Origin of the sequence: Cellulomonas sp. Root137, assembly GCF_001426725.1 — a bacterium.
Classification (GTDB): Bacteria; Actinomycetota; Actinomycetes; order Actinomycetales; family Cellulomonadaceae; genus Cellulomonas.
This window is the reverse complement of record NZ_LMFG01000002.1, coordinates 93,493-109,679: the sequence shown is the minus strand read 5'-3', so window position 1 is coordinate 109,679 and position 16,187 is coordinate 93,493. Positions and strand designations below refer to the sequence as shown.

Here is a 16,187-nt window from a genome sequence, read left to right as displayed (position 1 = left end):
CGCCGCTATCTCCTGCGCAGACCCGCCGCACCCCGTGGGGCCACCCGCACCGCGGGGTCGCCCAGGACGACGTAGCCGCGGGCGTCGTGGGTCGCCGTCCACAGCCCGACGAGGTCGACGTCCTCGATCACGGTGCCCAGGCGACGGCTCTCGGCGAGACGGGTGGTGAGCTCCGTGGCCACCTCGGCGTACCGCGAGCTGATGCTCTCCATCGCCAGGCCGAGCCGTGCACCGTCCATGAGCGCCAGGAGCGTGCTGCTGAACGGCATCACCTGGGCGCTCAGGCCCTTCCACAGGAACGAGCACGTCCAGGCACGATCGACGTGGCCGACGAAGGCCAGCGCGCCCGCGGTGAGGAGCGCCTGCGCGAGGGGTGCCGTGAAGCTCCGGCCGGGCGGCGCGGAGCCGATCCCGGGGTAGTCCGACACCCGCGGCGTCCCGGCGCCGAAGCACGCGAACGAGAACACCACGCGGGGCCGCGCGGACACCCCGGTGCCCACGTCGGCGGCGGCCACGAAGTGGTCCGGGCTGATCGGCCCGGCGGGACCGAGGGGCCCCGGCCAGTCCTGGCACAGGAGGGCGCCCGCGACGTCCTGCGAGGTCGCGGTCTCGCCGCCGAGCCCGTGGCCGGCCGTGAACAGGACGTCCGGGCCGGTGGGGCTCGTCACCAGGTCGAGCAGCCGCTCCTTCGTCGCCCCCGCCCCCACGTCCGCCGTCACCTGCCACGCGAGCGCCCTCTCGCCGACGTCCGCCACCAACGGCTCGACCAGGCGCGACGAGCTCAGGCCGGTCGGGGTGTCCGCGGGGTGCCGCGTCGCGAACAGGTGCAGGTGACGGGCCGGGGCGTCCGCCGCAGGCTCCGACTCGGCCCGCAGGACCGCCGCCACGTAGGACGCGTACGCCGCGGCGTCCGGCAGGTCCAGCCGGCCGACGGCGTACGCGACACCCAGCTGGTACTGCAGCTCGAACGACAGCTGCTCCGGGCTGCCCAGGAGCAGCAGGAAGTACGGCACCTTGCGCGGGTCCACCACCCCCGGGCCGGCACCGTGGCGCGCGAGGAAGTCGTCCTTGGACTCCCCCTCCCGCGCCTCGAGACGCCGGAAGCGGTCACCGGCCTGCTCCTCGCGCAGGCGCAGCAGCGGCTCGACCGCGTCCAGGACGTCGCGGTCCGTCCCCGGGGCGACCACGACACCCCAGCCGACGGAGGACAGGTCGTCGGGGTCGAAGCCCCACGCGACGCCGAGGTGGGCCTCGTCGTCGTGCCGGCGGCGGCGCAGTGCCTGCGAGCCGACCGGCGGTGCCCCGTCACGCAGGTACCCGGCGAGGTCGGCGATACCCACGGAGGGTGCGAGGTAGGCGCCGGTGCCCGCGTCGATGCCGTTGAGCACGAGCCGGTCGTCCGCACCCATCGCGCACCTCCCCCGTGCCGAGGCTAGGTGCGGGGGTCGGCGGTCGGCAACGCCTGGGGGTCAGCGCCCGGCCACGCGACGACGAGCACGCACACGTCGTCGCGCTCGTCGCCCGCGTGCGTGAGGAGTCCCGTGACCAGGGCGCTCACCGAGCTCTCCCGCAGCGCGGCGCCCGCAGCCGCGAGGTCCCCGAGCCCGTCGAGCAGCGGCCGGCCGCGGCGCTCGACCAGACCGTCGGTGTAGAGCATCAGCAGGTCATCCGGGCCGAGGTCGACCTCGGCCTCCGTCCGGACCGAGCGGACGCCCAGCGGCGTGGACCGGCCCTCCCAGAGGAACTCCGGCGCGCCGTGCGCGGCGAACCTCAGCGGCGGCAGGTGGCCCGCGCACGCGTACCGGACGCGGCCGGTCGTCAGGTCGATCTCCGCGTAGGCCACCGTGGCCATGAACCCGACCCCGGCCTGGGCGACGAACCGGTCGAGCCGGCGCAGGAGCTCGGCGGGACCGACCTCGGGCCCGGCGACCGCGCGGACGGCGCTGCGCAGCTGACCCATCGCGGTGGCGGCGTGCAGCCCACGGCCGACGACGTCACCGACGGCCACGGCCAGCACGTCGTCGTCGAGGAGGAACGCGTCGTACCAGTCACCGCCGACCTCGAGGGCCTGCACGCCGGGGCGGTACTCGGTGACCACGGTGAACCGGTCGTCGGGCGGGAGGTTGGTGGTGAGCAGGGCGTGCTGCAGCTCGTGCGCGACCGACGCCTTCTGGTCGAACATCCGCGCGCGCTCCAGCGCCAGCCCGGCCTGCTGACCCACCGCCGTGAGGACCCCGACGTCCAGCGGGTCGTCGCCCTGCCCCGCCCGCGGGACCAGCACCAGGGTGCCCAGCGGCGCGGCCGGATCACCGAGCGCGACGACGACCACCCCTCCGGCATGGACCTCGACCGCCTCGACCGGCCTCGGGGGCGACCCGGCTGCCGCGTGCGGACCGGGGGCCCACGGCTCGTCGGGCGGATCGGCGGTGCCCGGGCCCGTCGCGGATCCGGCGGACGCCGTACGCACGAGCCTGCCGTCCTCGGCGGCGATCCAGACGGTCGCCGCCGAGGCCCCGAGCCCCGCCACCGCCGTCCGGACCAGAGCGCGCGCGACACCGTCCGCGCCGACGCCCCGCGACAGCGCCGCGGTCGTGGCCTGCAAGGCGCGCAGCTGGTCCGCCGACCGGTCGGCGGCCGCGCGCGCGGCGAGCAGCTCGCGCTCGTAGCGCGAGCGCTCCGTCGCCCTGGACAGGGCGACGTCGACCATCCGGCGGTCGCCGTCGAGCGTCCGCACCACCGCGGACAGGAGCACGGGCAGGCGGCCCGCCGCGCCGCGCAGCTCCACGGCGACCTCGTCGACCCGGCCCTGCATGTGCAGCAGCGGCGAGAGGTGGGTCTCCCAGTAGATCCGGCCGCCCACCGAGAGCAGCTCGCTCAGCCGCACGCCCGCGAGCACGTCCTGCGCCCCGCGCCCGACCCACTCCAGCAGGACCAGGTTGGCGTCGACGATGACGCCGTCGCCGTCGAGCCGCAGGAGCGCGACGGGCGCGGCGTCCCAGGCTTCGCTACGACCGGGCGGCGGCATGCGACAGGTAGGCGCTGATGGCGGCGATCACCTGGTCCGGCGCGCTGAGGTTGGGGCAGTGCCCGACGGCGTCGAGGAGCACGAGCTCGCTGGTCGCCAGGTGCTCGTGCACGTACTGACCCACCTCGGGCGGCGCGATGACGTCCTCGCGGCACTGCAGCACCACTGCCGGGGTGAGCACCCGGGCCAGGTCCGCGCGGTTGTCCGACAGGAACGTGGTGCGCGCGAACCGCCGCGCGATGGCCGGGTCGGTGCGGCAGAACGAGTTGGTCAGCTCCTCGCCGAGCTCCGGTCGTCCCGGGTTGCCCATGATCACCGGCGCGATGAACGCCGACCACCCGAGGTAGTTGTCGTCCATCGTCTCGAGCAGCTCGTCGATCTCCGCCGCGCTGAACCCGCCGCGGTAGCCCGCGTCGTCGATGTACCGCGGGCTCGGACCCACGAGCACCAACCGGTCGAACAGGTCGGGCCGCTCGGCCGCCGCGAGCGCCCCGACCATCGCGCTCACCGAGTGGCCGACGAAGACCACCGGTCCCAGGTCCAGCGCGTCCAGGATCTGCACGACGTCCTGCGCGTAGCCGTCGAGCGAGCCGTACCGCTGCGGGTCGTACGCGGTCAGGTCCGACCCACCGGCCCCCACGTGGTCGAACAGGACCACCCGGTGGCTCGCCTCGAACGCCGGCGCGACGAACCGCCACATGCTCTGGTCGCAGCCGAACCCGTGGGCGAACACCATCGGCGTGGCACCGGGAGTGCCCGAGAGCACGACGTTGTTCCTGGTGAGCACGGTCATGCCACGAGACTAAGCCGCGGAGGTCGCGGTCCCGTTCGTGGACGCGGCCGGGACCACCACGGTGGAGGACTCGGTGAGCTGCGAGACGATCTGGGTCAGGTCCAGCCCGGTGGTCGACTTGATGAGCTCCTGCAGCTGAAGGAAGTTCCCCGCGACCGCCTTGGGCAGCGCGGACGCCCCGTCGGTCGATACGACGGTGAGGGTGTCGATGTTCCCCATCGGTGCCGCGAGCTGCTTCGCGATCTCCGGCAGCGTCTCCAGGAGCCGGTCGAAGACGGCGGCCTGGTTGAACTCCTTGTACGCCTCGGCCCGCTTCTGCAGCGCCTCGGCCTCCGCCTTGCCGCGGGCGAGGACCGCCGCGGCCTCCGCCGCGCCCTCGAGCTCGGTGGCCTTCGCCTGGGCCGACCGGAGCGCGAGCTCGCCCGCACCGCGCAGCTCGTTCTCGGACTTGGCCGCCTCGGCCGCCTTGACCGCGGTCACGCGCTGCGCCTCGGCCTGCTGCTCGAGACGGTAGCGCTCGGCGTCGGCGGGCCGCCGCACGGTGGTGTCGAGCTGGCTCTCCGTCAGCGCGGCCTGCCGCTGGGCCACCAGCTCCTCCTGCGCGAGGATCTCCTGCTGCCGGGCGGCGGCCTCGAGCGGTCCCGCCGACGCCGACAGCGCCTTGGCGCGGTCGGTCTCCGCGAGGATCTCGGCCTGTCGCAGGTCGAGCGCGCGCTGGTAGTTGGCCACCTGCGTCTCGGCGTCGATCCGCTTCTCCTCGGACAGCCGGCGCGCCTCCGCCTCGGCGATCTCGGCCTCCCGGCGGATCGCGGCGGCCGACGCGCGGCCCATGTCGAGGATGTAGGTGCCGTCGCCGTGGTCGTTGACCTCCTGGATGGTGAACGCATCCAGGCTCAGCCCCTGCGCGCTCAGCGACCCGGTCACCGACTCGAGCACCTGCTGCGAGAACGACTCGCGGTCGCGGATGACCTGCTCGACGGTGAGGTTGCCGACGATCGCGCGCAGCGCACCGGACAGCTGGTTCGTGGTGAAGCTGTCGATCTCCGACTGCTGGCTGCCGAACCGCTGGGCGGCCGCGCGGATGGACACGTCCTCGTTGTGCACCTTGACGATGGCCACGCCCGACACGGTGAGCGCGATGCCCTGCGACGACGGCGCCCCGTTGACCTCGACGGTGATGCGGCGGGAGGACATGTCGAGCACCGAGAGCTGCTGGACGAACGGCAGGACGAACACCCCGCCGCCGGTGACGACCTTCTGCCCGGACAGGTCCCCGGAGGTCTTGCCCTTCCGGCCGGTGACGATGAACGCCTCGTTGGGCTTGGCGACGCGGTACCGCTTGGCGATCGCGATGCCGACGACGAGGACGACGAGGGCGAGACCTGCCACGCCGAGGACGGGCAGCCAGCTGTCGGGCACGGAGAGCTCCTAGTTCGAGTCGTTCGATGAGGACGGGGTGGAGATGACCTTGACGACGCCCGGTCCCAGGTTGGACACGACGGTGACGCCGGACCCGGTGGGCAGCGGACCGTCGGCGCGGGCGGCGAGCGCGGTGCTCTGGCCGGCGACCACGAGCGAGATCTGACCGAGGCCGTCGGACGGGATGGACGTGGTGACCGTGGCGGCCTGGCCCACGTAGTCGGAGCTGGTGATCTGGTGCGCGGTGGGCCCGATGGTGAGGGCGCGTGTGGCAGCCCCGGCGCCGGCACCGACCACGGCCCCGGCCGCGACCCCGCCCAGCGACGCGACCAGCACGCTCACGTCCGTCGTCGCGAGAAGCAGGCCGCCCACGATGCCGAACGTGGCGAGGAACGACAGGACCACCGTGGACGACAGGTAGCCGCCGGTGAAGTCCAGCGCGTCGACCACGCCGTCGAGGAAGTCGCCGACGGTGACGGTGAGGACCAGCAGCAGGAGCGCGACCCCGGCAATCACCCAGAGGATCAGCATGCGGTGGTGTCCTCAGGGTCGGCGGAGAGTCGGCGCACCGGTTATACCGCGTGGCGGGGTGTCGGCGTGGCTGAATCGCGGGTGGTCGGGGCACCAATCGCTCAGGGTCGGACGTAGCCCCGCAGCCGGTCCACGACGAGCTCCGGGACTGCCTCGGCGTCGTCGCCGACGGACTTCTCGGGGAAGTCGAAGACGGCGAGCATCAGCTGCATCGGGTACGACGGGGGCCGCGCGCACCGCCGGACCACCACGCCGTCGACGAGGAACGTGGCCTGCTCCGGCGACCAGTCCACCGCGTAGGTGTGGTGCGCGGCGATGTCCATCGGGAGCCGGACCGCCGCGAAGTCCTCGACGACCGCCGGGTCCCGGAACGGGTGCAGGCCGACGCCCACCGCGGCGGACCCCGGCTCGACGGCGTCACCGAACATCTCCGTCACGCAGATCTCTGCCGACCGCTCCGGCTCGTCCTCCAGCCCCACCATCCAGAACGCCACCATCGACCGCGGCGTCACCACCGCGCGCGCCCGCAGCTCGATGTACCCGCCGGACGGGGTCCACCCCCAGAACGCCTCCTGCTCCTCCCGGACGCGCACCCCGTCGCGGTACGGCTGCTGGCCGCGCGTGCCGCCCACGGGCCCGGACCAGCTGCCGGACTGGATGCCCGACACGCGCATCGGGGGCGTGTGGTCGTCCGCGCACCAGAGGCCCTGGTCCGGCGGGATGCGCAGGTGCAGGCACGAGTCGCGCAGCTCGTAGGACGCCGCTGTCGCCGCCCGCGAGCTCCACGCCGGCAGGTAGTGCGGCAGCCACACGGCAGGATCGAGGTCGGGGCCGTCGAAGTCGTCCTCGAAGGCCAGCACCCATCCGTCGGGGTGGTCGGTCACGAACCCCAGTCTCCGACAGACCCGAGCAGAAGGCAGCCCCTCCATGACCGTCCCCCGCTGGGCGCTCGCGTCCGCGATCGCCGCGCCCGTCGCCATGATCGGCGGCTGGACGCTCGCCGCCGCACGGCAGCCCTCCTTCGACCCGGTGCAGGAGACGATCAGCGCGCTCGCTGCGTCGACCGCGACGGACCCGTGGATCATGACGGCCGGCCTGGCGATCACGGGCGTCGCCCACGTCGTGACGGCCGCCGGGCTGCGACCGGTCCCCCGCGGCGCCCGCGTGCTGCACGCGATCGGCGGGGCCGCCACGCTCGCCGTGGCGCTCCTGCCGGTCGACTCCGCGCCGCGGGCCCACGGCATCGCCGCCGGCATCGGGTTCGGCGCGCTCGCGCTCTGGCCCGCGCTGGCAGCGCGCCGCGGCGCGACCGGCGTCCTGCGGCCGGCCGTCACCGTCGGCGCCTCGGTGGGGCTTGTGGGGCTGCTCGGCTGGTTCGTCGTCGAGCTCCAGGGCGCCGGTGACCTGACCGGGCTCAGCGAGCGGGCCGTCGCCGGCGCGCAGGCCGTCTGGCCCCTGGTGGTGGTCGTCGCCCTGCGACGTACCCGTCAGCCGAGGCGTTCGACCAGGATGTCGAACGCCTGGTCCCACCCGTCGTAGACGTTATCGTCGCCCGGCTGCCCGTCGTAGCCGTCGAGGCGGAACGTCATGCGCGTCTGCTCGCCGAGGTCGTCGAAGGTGACCGTGATCAGCGGCGCGTCCCCCTCGGTGTCCCCGGGGTCGGTCCACGTGAAGCTGAGCCGCTCGGGCTCGACGACCTCGCGGTAGACGCCGCCGGTCGGGTACGTGCTGCCGTCGGGCGCGACCATCGTGTAGCGGTACGAGCCGCCCGGGCGGACGTCGAGCTCGACCGACTCCCGCGGCGTCACGACCCCGCGCGGGTGCCACCAGGCGGCGGCCTCGTCGGGGTCGGTCCACGCGCGCCAGATGACCGCGCGCGGCGCATCGAAGACCCGGGTGATGGTGAAGGACTTGCGGTCGGTCTCAAGCATCGTCTGCCTCTCCTCGTCTCGTCCGGAGCCGCTCGTCCAGCAGGTCGAACCGCTCGTCCCACAGCCGCCGGTGCGTGTCCACCCACGTCGCGACCTCGTCGAGCGGCTCGGTGCGCAGGACGCAGGTACGCCACTGCGCGGTCACGGTCCGCTCGATCAGCCCGGCGTCCTCCAGCACCCGCAGGTGCTGCGAGACGGCGGACCGGCTCATGGCGAACGGTGCAGCCACGTCGCCGGCGGTCGCCGGGCCGTGCTGGAGGTGGGTGAGGATCGCGCGCCTCGTGGGATCGGCGAGCGCCGCGAACACGACGCTCAACGGGTCCCGAGCTGGCATGTGAGCAACTCCTTAATTAAGGAACATCTTCAATGTAAACCTCGAACCGAGCGACGACAAGGGGGCACCGCCACCCCTACCGTGTCCGGCATGGGGATCGTGCGGGTGAGCTCGTCCGTGTCGCTCGACGGGTTCAGCGCCGGCCCGGACGTCTCGACGGACGCACCGATGGGCGTCGGCGGCGAGCGTCTGCACCGCTGGCTCTTCGGCGGCGGGGGCGACCGCGAGGTGGCGGCGGACGGCACGACACCCGGCGGCGACGACGCCGCCGTGTCCGCCGAGCTGTACGCCCGCACCGGCGCGGTCGTCATCGGGCGCCGGACCTACGACATCGGCGTCGACCTGTGGTTTGACACCCCGTTCCCGGTGCCCACCTTCGTGGTGACGCACCGGGCACAGGAGCCGCGCCCGATGACGAGCGCGTCCTTCACGTTCGTCACCGACGGCGTCGCGAGCGCGGTGGCGCAGGCTGTGGCGGCGGCGGGCGACCGGGACGTCCTCGTCATGGGCGGCGCGGAGGTGGTGCGACAGGCGCTGGCCGCGGGCGTGGTCGACGAGATCACCCTCAACGTGGTGCCCGTGCTCCTGCACGGGGGTTCCCGGCTGCTCGACGTCGCGAGCGACCGGCACACCGAGCTCGAGCGCACCGGGCTCGTCGCCACCGCCGAGGCCACGCACCTGACGTTCCGCGTGGTGCGCTGACGGTCTACCCGCGGCTGATCGCCCGCGCGATCCGCCGGGCGTCGATCCCGAGCTCGCGGAACATCCCGCTGATCGGGTTGGTGTACCCCGTGAAGTACAGCCCGGGGGCGGAGGTCGACGTGCGCGGACCGTGCACCCGGGGAAGGCCGCGGTCGTCGAGCACGTCGAGGTCGCCGACCAGCGGCTCGAGCCCGCGGAGGTACCCGGTCGCCGCGATGATCACCTCGGGCGTGATCCGCGACCCGTCGGCCAGCACCACCACGCCGTCGTCGAACGAGTCCACCGCCGCGACCGGCTCCACCCGCCGGCCCTGCACCGCCGCGATCAGACCGACGTCCTGCAGCGGCACCGATCCCTGCCGCACCCGCGAGTACAGGCCGGTGGTCGGGCGCGGCAGCCCGAACTCCGCCAGGTCGGGCACCTCGACGCGCGCGACCGCGGCGGCCACCCGGTCCACGACGGGGACGGGCAGGTGCCGCACCACGATCCCGGTGCCCTGCGCCGGCCACCCGAGGTTCGAGCGTCGGACGATGTGGGGGGCCGAGCGGATGGCGAGCCGCACCCGTGCGGCCCCGCCCTCCGTGAGATCCACCGCGATCTCCGACCCGGTGTTCCCCGCCCCGACCACGAGCACGTCCCTGTCGCCGTACGGCTCCGGGTTCCGGTACGCCGAGGCGTGCACGAGCTCACCGGCGAACGTCTCCACGCCCGGCCAGCTCGGCGGCACCGGGGTGTGGTTGTAGCCCGTGGCGACGACGACGGTCGACCCGGCGAGCTCGTCGCCCGTGGTCGTCTCCAGCACCCAGCGCCCGTAGCCGGCGCGCGAGATGCGCTTGACGTCGACGCCGGTCCGCACGTCGATCCGGTGGTGCGCGGTGTAGAGCTCGAGGTAGCGCACCACGTCCGCGCGGGCCACCCACCGGCCGAACTCCCGAGGGATCGGCAGACCCGGCAGGCTCGACCAGCGCCGGGTGGTGTGCAGGTGCAGCCGCTCGTAGTGCCGCCGCCACGAGGCGCCGACGTCGTCGGACCGCTCCAGGACCACGGAGGCGACGCCCTCCCGACGCAGCGCGGCGGCGACCGCGAGACCGCCGGGTCCGGCACCGATGACGAGGACGGCCGCGTTGCTCATGGCTCTTCCTACCGTCTCGGACGCCTGTCCAACAGCCAGTTTCAACTGAACAGTTGGTACTGTCGAATCATGGATCCCCTCTCCGCGGACGCGGCACGCGCTGCCCGCGACCTGCGCGTGCTGCTCGGGCGCCTCGTGCGGCGGCTCCGCGAGGTCTACGACACCAGCGCGCTGACGCCGTCGCAGCTGAGCGTGCTGAGCCGGCTGGACAAGGCCGGCGCCGCGTCGGCGAGCGACCTGGCGACCGCCGAGGGCATCCGGCCGCAGTCCGTGGCGACGATCCTGACCGCCCTCGACGCGCAGGGGCTCGTGGACCGGACCCCCGACCCGCACGACGGCCGCCGCCAGCTGGTGTCGCTGACGCCCGCAGGCCGCGAGCGCGCGGAAGGCGTCCGTCAGGTGCGCGAGGAGTGGCTCGCCCGCGCCTTCCAGGACCGCTTCACCGCCGCCGAGCGCACCACCGTGCTCGACGCCCTGACCCTGCTGGACCGGCTCACCCTCGAAAGGCCCACCCCGTGACCCTCACCACCCTCGACCCGATCACCGCCCTGGTCGTCGTCGACCTGCAGAACGCCGTCGTCGCCCTCCCGTCGGCCCACCCCACCGCGGACGTCGTCGCACGCTCCGCCCGGCTGGCCGACGCGTTCCGCCGCCACGGCCTGCCGGTGGTGCTGGTCCAGGCGCTCGGCAGCGCACCCGGCCGGACCGAGTCCCCGCGACGCGCTGCCGGTGGACCGGTGCCCCAGGGTGCCGCCGACCTCGTCGCGGAGCTGACCCCGCAGCCCGGCGACCACGTGATCACCAAGCGGACCCTCAGCGCGTTCCACCGCACCGGTCTCGCAGAGCTGCTGGAGGGCCTCGGGGTGACCGAGGTGGTCGTCGTGGGGATCGCGACGACCATGGGCGTCGAGTCGACCGCCCGCGCCGCCTACGAGCACGGGCTGAACGTGGCGCTCGCGGTCGACGCGATGACCGACATGAGCGCCGACGCGCACGAGAACAGCGTGTCGCGCGTCTTCCCCCGCATCGCAGAGACGGGGACGACCGACGAGGTCATCGCGCTGCTGGACGCCGTTCGAGCAGGGTGAGCACCTCGTAGTGCGTGGTCTGCGGGAACATGTCGAGCACCTGCGCGCGGCGCGGGCGCAGCGACGGCATCGCGGCCAGGTCCCGGGCGAGCGAGACGGCGTTGCAGCTGGAGTACACGACGTGCCGCACGCTCGACGCCTCCAGCCAGCGGCTCAGGTCCTCGCCGATCCCCCGCCTCGGCGGGTTGACGATCACCAGGTCCGGGGCGCCCTCGGCGCCCAGGGCGAACGCGGTCGCGTCGCCGGCCGCGAACCGCACCCCCGCCAGACCGAGGTCGGCCGCGCTCAGCGTGGCGCTGGCGATCGCCTCGGTGCTGGTCTCGATGCCGACGACCTCGCGACCGGGCGCCGCGACGTGCAGCGCGAACCCACCGACCCCGCAGTACAGGTCCCACACGGACGCCGGGGCGAGCTCCTCGACCCACGCGGTCGCGTGCCGGTACAGCGCGGCCGCCACCTCGGTGTTCGTCTGGAAGAAGCTCTGCGGGCGCAGGTGCAGGTCGATCCCGTTGACGCGCATCCGCAGGGTCTCGGTGGCGGTGAGCAGGATCTCCCGGTCGCCCTCGAGCACCGCCTTGTGGTCGGGCAGGAGGTTGACCGAGACCACCCGCAGCTGCGGCAGGGCGTCGAGGAGCCACGGCAGGTGCTTGCGGATCCGGGCCACGGGTTCCTGCGACCGGAGCACGAAGCGGAGCAGGAGCTCACCGTCGGGCGACTGCGTGACCAACAGGTTCTTCAGCTCACCCGTGCGCGCCGGCACGTCGTACGGCGTGAGGTTCGCGCGGGTGACGAACGCGGCGAGCACCGGGAAGGTCGCCGCTAGCGACGAGGGGTAGAGGCCGCAGCCCTGCAGGTCGACGCCGTGGCCGCCGGCGTCGAGGATGCCCAGCGTCGGCTGCTCGACCGTGCCGCCGACCACCATCTTCGCCTTGTTGCGGTACCCCGACTCCGCCCCGGTCGCCGGCGGCAGCCACGCGAGGTCGTCGCGCTCGCCGAGCAGGTTCAGGCAGTGCCGCTCCTTGTCGGCGACCTGCTCGCCGTGCGGGCGTCCCATCCAGGTGCACGAGCGACAGACCCCCGCATCGAAGTAGTCGCACTGCATGCGCCGGAGCCTACGTCTCGAAAGGCTCCAGCAGTCCGCGCACGTAGGAGGCCTGACCGGCGTGCTGCAGGCTGTCGCCGACGATGCTGACCAGCCGCACGCCGAGCGTCACGGGCGGGTCCCAGCGCACGTCGACGACGCGGTCGAGATCCTCCGCGGTGAGCCGCCCCAGGTAGGTCTCCGTCTCGACGGCGACCGCGCGGTAGTAGCCGAGCAGCAGCTCACCCGATGCCTTGACGCGGCCCACCTCGTCGGCACTGTGCCCGTACCCGGTGGCGGACGGGTCGAACGGCAGCGCGAACCGGTCCGCCCACCCCTGGGCGGTCCACACCTGCTCCACCCCCGCGACGTCGGCCACCTGCGCGTCCTGCCCGCGCCCGGCGTGCCAGGCGAGCCAGGCGATGGAGTTCGCCTCCGGGTAGGGCCGCAGGGCGAGCTGGTCCTCGGTCAACCCGCCGACCGCGCGGTCCAGCACCCCCTCGACGCGTCCGAACGACTCGATCAGCAGTGCGGCGACACCCATCCCTCGACGCTACGTCGCGCGTGGGTGGCACGCGCGACGATGGCCCGATGGAGTTCGACGCCCCCCTGTGGCTCTGGAGCGCGCGACGCACCGACGCCTGGACCTTCGTGAGCCTGCCGACCGCGCTCGCCGACGACGTGCTGGACCTCGTCGGCGACGGCGCCCGCGGGTTCGGGTCGGTGCGCGTCGACGTCACGGTCGGCGCGACGACCTGGCGGACCTCGATCTTCCCGTCGACGGACACGTACGTGCTGCCCGTGAAGAAGGCGGTCCGCCGGGCCGAGGACCTCGACGTCGGCGACACCGTGCACGTGCGCCTGACGCTGGTGGACTTCTAGAGCAGGTCCGCCAGCATCGCCGCCGCCCGCGCCGCACCGTCCGTCGCGACCGGCCGGTACCGCACGTCGCGGCTGGCCTCCTTGACGATCGCCTCCGCGAGCGCGTCGGGGTCCAGCGCGTCCTCGTAGGCCAGGTGCCGGCCGGCCTCGTACCGGTCGAGCCGCTTGCGCACGTGCAGGTTCTGCTCGAAGTGGTGGCGCAGCGGGACGTACACGAACGGCTTGTTCAGGGCGGTGAGCTCCATGGTCGTCGTCAGGCCGCCCTGGACCACCGCCACGTCGCACGCCGCGAGGTGCCGGAACAGGTCGGGCACGTACCCGAGCACCGTCGACCCCTCCCACGCCGGCAGCGACTCCGGGTCGATCCGCGGGCCGGTGACGAAAGCGAACCGCAGCTCGGGCGCGAGCTGGCGGACCAGCGGCACGACGTCCATGACGCGTCGCAGGAGCGACGTGCCGACGCCGGAGCCGCCGACGGTGACCAGGCAGAGCTTCTCCCCCGGGCCGACGCCGAGCTCGCTGCGCAGCCGCTCCGTGCCCTCCAGCTCCGCCGGGTCGAACCCGGTGACGTAGCCGGCGAAGTCGAAGTTCTCCTGCGTCCAGGTGCGGATGCTGGGCAGCCCCGGACCGAAGTCGTCCTCGACGATGTCGTCGGGGTCGCCGACGAACACCGAGCGGTCCCGCACGCGGGCGAACCGGGCACGCTGCTCGATCATCTCCGCGTTGTAGTCGGCGGTCAGCGCCGCCTCGCGCGGGCCGCCGTCCGGCATCGGCAGCCAGCCGACGAAGTCCGTCATCCACGCGAACGAGAACCGCTTGAGCTCCGGGTTCTCGTGCAGGAAGTAGTCGACGTCCCACGCCTCGTCGCCGATCACCAGGTCGTAGCCACCCTCGGCCACCACCTCGTCGAACACCATGAAGTTGTGCACGAGGATCTCGTCCATCCGGCGGATGGCCTGGAACGCGTGCAGGTCGTGCTCCCCGGCCTCGCGCTCGATGTGGCCGGACTCGTTGCGCAGCCACGCCGACGCGGGGTGCAGCGTCTCGCCGTGCTGCGCGAGCACCTTGGTGACCGGGTTCTGCGCCAGCCAGTCGATCTGCAGCTCCGGCCTGCGCGCACGGAGCTCCGCGGCGACCGCGACGTCCCGCTGCGCGTGCCCGAGCCCGATCGGCGACGAGAGGTACAGGGCCTTCGGCGGGCGCCGAGCCGCGCGCACCCAGGTCGTCCGTGGGGCAGGGGCCGCGAACCGGTCGACGAACTGCGCGATCAGGTGGTTGATCTTCACCGGGTCGCGCGCCGACGGTCCGTGCCCGGCGTGCTCCAGCACGACCAGCTCGCCGCGGGTGAGCTCGGCCAGCCGCTCGCCGAACGCGAGCGGCCGGATGCGGTCGTCGGTGCCGTGCACGACGACCACCGGGCACGTCACCTGGCGGGCCAGCGGCGCGACGGGCGCGCACACCGCGCCCTCGCACCCGAGCCGACCCGCGGTGGTGTCCGCCAGGGTCTCCGGCGAGATCTCGTGGGCCCAGCCGATGCAGTCCTCGATCTGTTTGGTCGAGTGCGGCTCGGAGAACATCTTGTGGAAGAAGAACTCGGTGAAGTCGTCGTAGCCGCCGCCGGTCCAGTAGTGCTTGTTGTACTTCGCCCAGCCCTGCGACGTGTCCAGCGGCTCGTCCCACGGCACGTGGTCGCGACCCGGGGTGGCCACGTCCAGACCGCACGAGGGGGCGATCGCCATGATCCCGAGCACCCGGTCCGGGTCGCCCGCGGCCACGTGCACCGCCCACGACGCCCCGCAGGACTCGGTGACCAGCACCGCGCTGGCGGTCCCCGTGGCGTCCAGCACCGCGAGGATGTCGTCCGCGTACTGCCGGTCCGTGTACTCGGCGGCGCCCTCCGGTCGGCCCGACCGGCCGCTCCCCCGCCCGTCGAACGTGATCACCCGGTAGTGCCGCGCCAGGAAGCCGATCTGCGCCTTCCAGAACCGCGAGGGCACGATCGACCACGTCGGGACCAGGACGACGGTCAGCGGGTGGTCCTGGTGGAAGACCTCGTACGCCAGCTCGACGCCGTCGCGGACCGTGACGCCCGTGACGTCGGGGTCCGCGGACCTGCTCGGGTGAGCACTCACCCGAGCAGTGTCCGCCTGGAGGGGATCCCGAGTCACGGGCGTACCTCGAACACGTTGTTGAACGGCGTGTTCGCGGCGGTGCGGAACGCCGTGAACCCGGCCGCCGTGGAGACGTCGCGGATCTTGGCCGGTCCGGCCTGCGTGCCCAGCGCCAGCCCGACGTCCTGGCTCAGCGACGCCGGCGTGCACAGCAGCGTGGAGAAGCCGTAGTACGCGCGTCCGACGGTGTTGAGGTTGTCCTCGACGCGGTCGCCCGCCATCGGCTCCACGACCATCCACGTGCCGTCCGCGGCGATCGCGTTGCGCACGTGCCGGGCCGCGCCCACCGGGTCGCCCATGTCGTGCAGGCAGTCGAACATCGCGATCAGGTCGTACCCGGAGCCGCTGAACGCCGTCGCGGGGGCCACCTCGAACGTCACGCGGTCGTCCACCCCGGCGGCCCTGGCGCGCTCGCGGGCGATGTCGATCGAGGCCGCGTGGTAGTCCGAGCCGACGAACGTGGAGTTCGGGAACGCCTTGGCCAGCAGGATCGTGGACGCGCCGTGCCCGCAGCCCACGTCCGCGACCTTGGCGCCGGCCTCCAGCTTGGCGGTGACGCCCTCGAGCGCGGGGATCCACTCGGTGAGCAGGTGCCCGTTGTACATGGTGCGGAAGAAGCGCTCACAGCCGTGGTGCACGTCGGTGTGGTGCTCGTGCCAGCCGAGCCCGTCTCCGTCGCGGGCCGCCTGGAAGATGTCGTCGGAGTCGTGCACGGTGCCCAGAGCCAGCTGGAAGAAGCCGGCCAGGTAGGCCGGGCTCGTCGGGTCCGCGAGCGCCACGGCGTGCTCGGCGGGCAGCGTGTAGCGGCGGGCCTCGGCGTCGTACTCGACGTAGCCGCCGGCGGCCTGGTTGTTCAGCCACTCGCGGGCGTAGTGCTCGCTGGTCCCGGTCTGCGCGGCCAGCTCTCCGGGCGTGACCGGCGTGCCGTCCGCCATCGCGGTGTAGTAGCCCAGCTTGTCGCCCATCACCACCAGCGCGGTGTTCAGGGTGGCGCCGACCTCGTCGACGGCGCGGAACACGAAGGACATGAGCTTGTCGGGGTCGATGGTCCGCTCGGTGAACGGCAGGGTCTGGGTCATGGTGGTGCGTCTCCTCAGG

General features: G+C 73.4%; 18 protein-coding genes. 5 read left to right on the top strand and 13 right to left on the bottom strand.

Annotation, left to right across the window (positions count from 1 at the left end):
- Positions 1–5: 5 nt before the first annotated feature.
- The 6 genes from ASD18_RS12920 to ASD18_RS12895 all read right to left on the bottom strand — a co-directional run bounded on the left by ASD18_RS12920 (position 6) and on the right by ASD18_RS12895 (position 6,652).
- Complete coding sequence (locus tag ASD18_RS12920) at positions 6–1,409, bottom strand: hypothetical protein (protein WP_056092468.1); 1,404 nt, start codon at positions 1,407–1,409, stop codon at positions 6–8.
- A 23-nt stretch (positions 1,410–1,432) separates the two neighbouring features.
- Positions 1,433–3,025 carry a SpoIIE family protein phosphatase gene (locus ASD18_RS12915; RefSeq protein ID WP_056092465.1) on the bottom strand — a complete coding sequence of 531 codons (1,593 nt, stop codon included), beginning with the start codon at positions 3,023–3,025 and terminating at the stop codon, positions 1,433–1,435.
- A complete protein-coding gene (locus ASD18_RS12910) occupies positions 3,006–3,818 on the bottom strand; it encodes an alpha/beta fold hydrolase (RefSeq protein WP_056092462.1) in 813 nt (270 codons plus the stop codon). Before ASD18_RS12910 ends, ASD18_RS12915 begins: the two co-directional genes overlap by 20 nt.
- Positions 3,819–3,827: 9 nt before the next feature.
- On the bottom strand, positions 3,828–5,237 hold the full coding sequence (locus ASD18_RS12905) for a flotillin family protein (protein ID WP_082574024.1): 1,410 nt from the start codon (positions 5,235–5,237) through the stop codon (positions 3,828–3,830).
- Positions 5,238–5,246: 9 nt separating this feature from the next.
- Positions 5,247–5,768 carry a hypothetical protein gene (locus tag ASD18_RS12900; protein ID WP_056092459.1) on the bottom strand — a complete coding sequence of 174 codons (522 nt, stop codon included), beginning with the start codon at positions 5,766–5,768 and terminating at the stop codon, positions 5,247–5,249.
- Positions 5,769–5,869: 101 nt separating this feature from the next.
- Positions 5,870–6,652, bottom strand: a complete 783-nt coding sequence (locus ASD18_RS12895) for a glycoside hydrolase family 16 protein (protein ID WP_235522390.1) — start codon at positions 6,650–6,652, stop codon at positions 5,870–5,872.
- Between the two features lie 43 nt (positions 6,653–6,695).
- Here ASD18_RS12895 and ASD18_RS12890 point away from each other — a divergent pair, with 43 nt between their 5' ends.
- Entirely contained in the window at positions 6,696–7,307 is a 612-nt protein-coding gene (locus ASD18_RS12890) for a DUF998 domain-containing protein (RefSeq protein ID WP_056092456.1), read from the top strand.
- Here ASD18_RS12890 and ASD18_RS12885 read toward each other — a convergent pair.
- Positions 7,256–7,699 (bottom strand): SRPBCC domain-containing protein, encoded by a 444-nt coding sequence (locus ASD18_RS12885; protein WP_056092453.1) that lies wholly within the window; start codon positions 7,697–7,699, stop codon positions 7,256–7,258. The two genes, ASD18_RS12890 and ASD18_RS12885, sit on opposite strands and share 52 nt — an antisense overlap.
- On the bottom strand, positions 7,692–8,033 hold the full coding sequence (locus ASD18_RS12880; RefSeq protein WP_056092451.1) for a helix-turn-helix transcriptional regulator: 342 nt from the start codon (positions 8,031–8,033) through the stop codon (positions 7,692–7,694). Before ASD18_RS12880 ends, ASD18_RS12885 begins: the two co-directional genes overlap by 8 nt.
- A gap of 90 nt (positions 8,034–8,123) precedes the next feature.
- Here ASD18_RS12880 and ASD18_RS12875 point away from each other — a divergent pair, with 90 nt between their 5' ends.
- A complete protein-coding gene (locus tag ASD18_RS12875) occupies positions 8,124–8,735 on the top strand; it encodes a dihydrofolate reductase family protein (RefSeq protein WP_056092447.1) in 612 nt (203 codons plus the stop codon).
- A gap of 4 nt (positions 8,736–8,739) precedes the next feature.
- Here the strand turns inward: ASD18_RS12875 and ASD18_RS12870 are convergent, their stop codons facing one another.
- On the bottom strand, positions 8,740–9,867 hold the full coding sequence (locus tag ASD18_RS12870; RefSeq protein ID WP_056092444.1) for an NAD(P)/FAD-dependent oxidoreductase: 1,128 nt from the start codon (positions 9,865–9,867) through the stop codon (positions 8,740–8,742).
- Positions 9,868–9,936: 69 nt separating this feature from the next.
- On the opposite strand from ASD18_RS12870, the gene ASD18_RS12865 reads away from it, so the two are divergent.
- Both ASD18_RS12865 and ASD18_RS12860 read left to right on the top strand, forming a co-directional pair.
- Positions 9,937–10,386: a MarR family winged helix-turn-helix transcriptional regulator gene (locus ASD18_RS12865; RefSeq protein WP_056092441.1), complete on the top strand. Its 450-nt coding sequence runs from the start codon at positions 9,937–9,939 to the stop codon at positions 10,384–10,386.
- On the top strand, positions 10,383–10,955 hold the full coding sequence (locus ASD18_RS12860) for an isochorismatase family protein (protein ID WP_056092439.1): 573 nt from the start codon (positions 10,383–10,385) through the stop codon (positions 10,953–10,955). Before ASD18_RS12865 ends, ASD18_RS12860 begins: the two co-directional genes overlap by 4 nt.
- Here ASD18_RS12860 and rlmC read toward each other — a convergent pair.
- Both rlmC and ASD18_RS12850 read right to left on the bottom strand, forming a co-directional pair.
- A complete protein-coding gene (gene rlmC, locus ASD18_RS12855) occupies positions 10,921–12,057 on the bottom strand; it encodes a 23S rRNA (uracil(747)-C(5))-methyltransferase RlmC (RefSeq protein ID WP_056092436.1) in 1,137 nt (378 codons plus the stop codon). The genes ASD18_RS12860 and rlmC overlap by 35 nt on opposite strands.
- A 10-nt stretch (positions 12,058–12,067) precedes the next feature.
- Positions 12,068–12,580, bottom strand: coding sequence for a DUF664 domain-containing protein (locus ASD18_RS12850; protein ID WP_200938614.1), 513 nt, complete (start codon positions 12,578–12,580; stop codon positions 12,068–12,070).
- Positions 12,581–12,627: 47 nt separating this feature from the next.
- Between ASD18_RS12850 and ASD18_RS12845 the strand changes: the two genes are divergently transcribed.
- Positions 12,628–12,918: a DUF1905 domain-containing protein gene (locus ASD18_RS12845; RefSeq protein WP_056092433.1), complete on the top strand. Its 291-nt coding sequence runs from the start codon at positions 12,628–12,630 to the stop codon at positions 12,916–12,918.
- On the opposite strand, the gene ASD18_RS12840 is transcribed toward ASD18_RS12845, so the two are convergent.
- Both ASD18_RS12840 and ASD18_RS12835 read right to left on the bottom strand, forming a co-directional pair.
- Positions 12,915–15,050 (bottom strand): alpha/beta hydrolase, encoded by a 2,136-nt coding sequence (locus tag ASD18_RS12840; RefSeq protein WP_056092430.1) that lies wholly within the window; start codon positions 15,048–15,050, stop codon positions 12,915–12,917. The genes ASD18_RS12845 and ASD18_RS12840 overlap by 4 nt on opposite strands.
- A gap of 32 nt (positions 15,051–15,082) precedes the next feature.
- Positions 15,083–16,168, bottom strand: a complete 1,086-nt coding sequence (locus ASD18_RS12835) for a class I SAM-dependent methyltransferase (protein ID WP_056092427.1) — start codon at positions 16,166–16,168, stop codon at positions 15,083–15,085.
- Positions 16,169–16,187 lie beyond the last annotated feature (19 nt).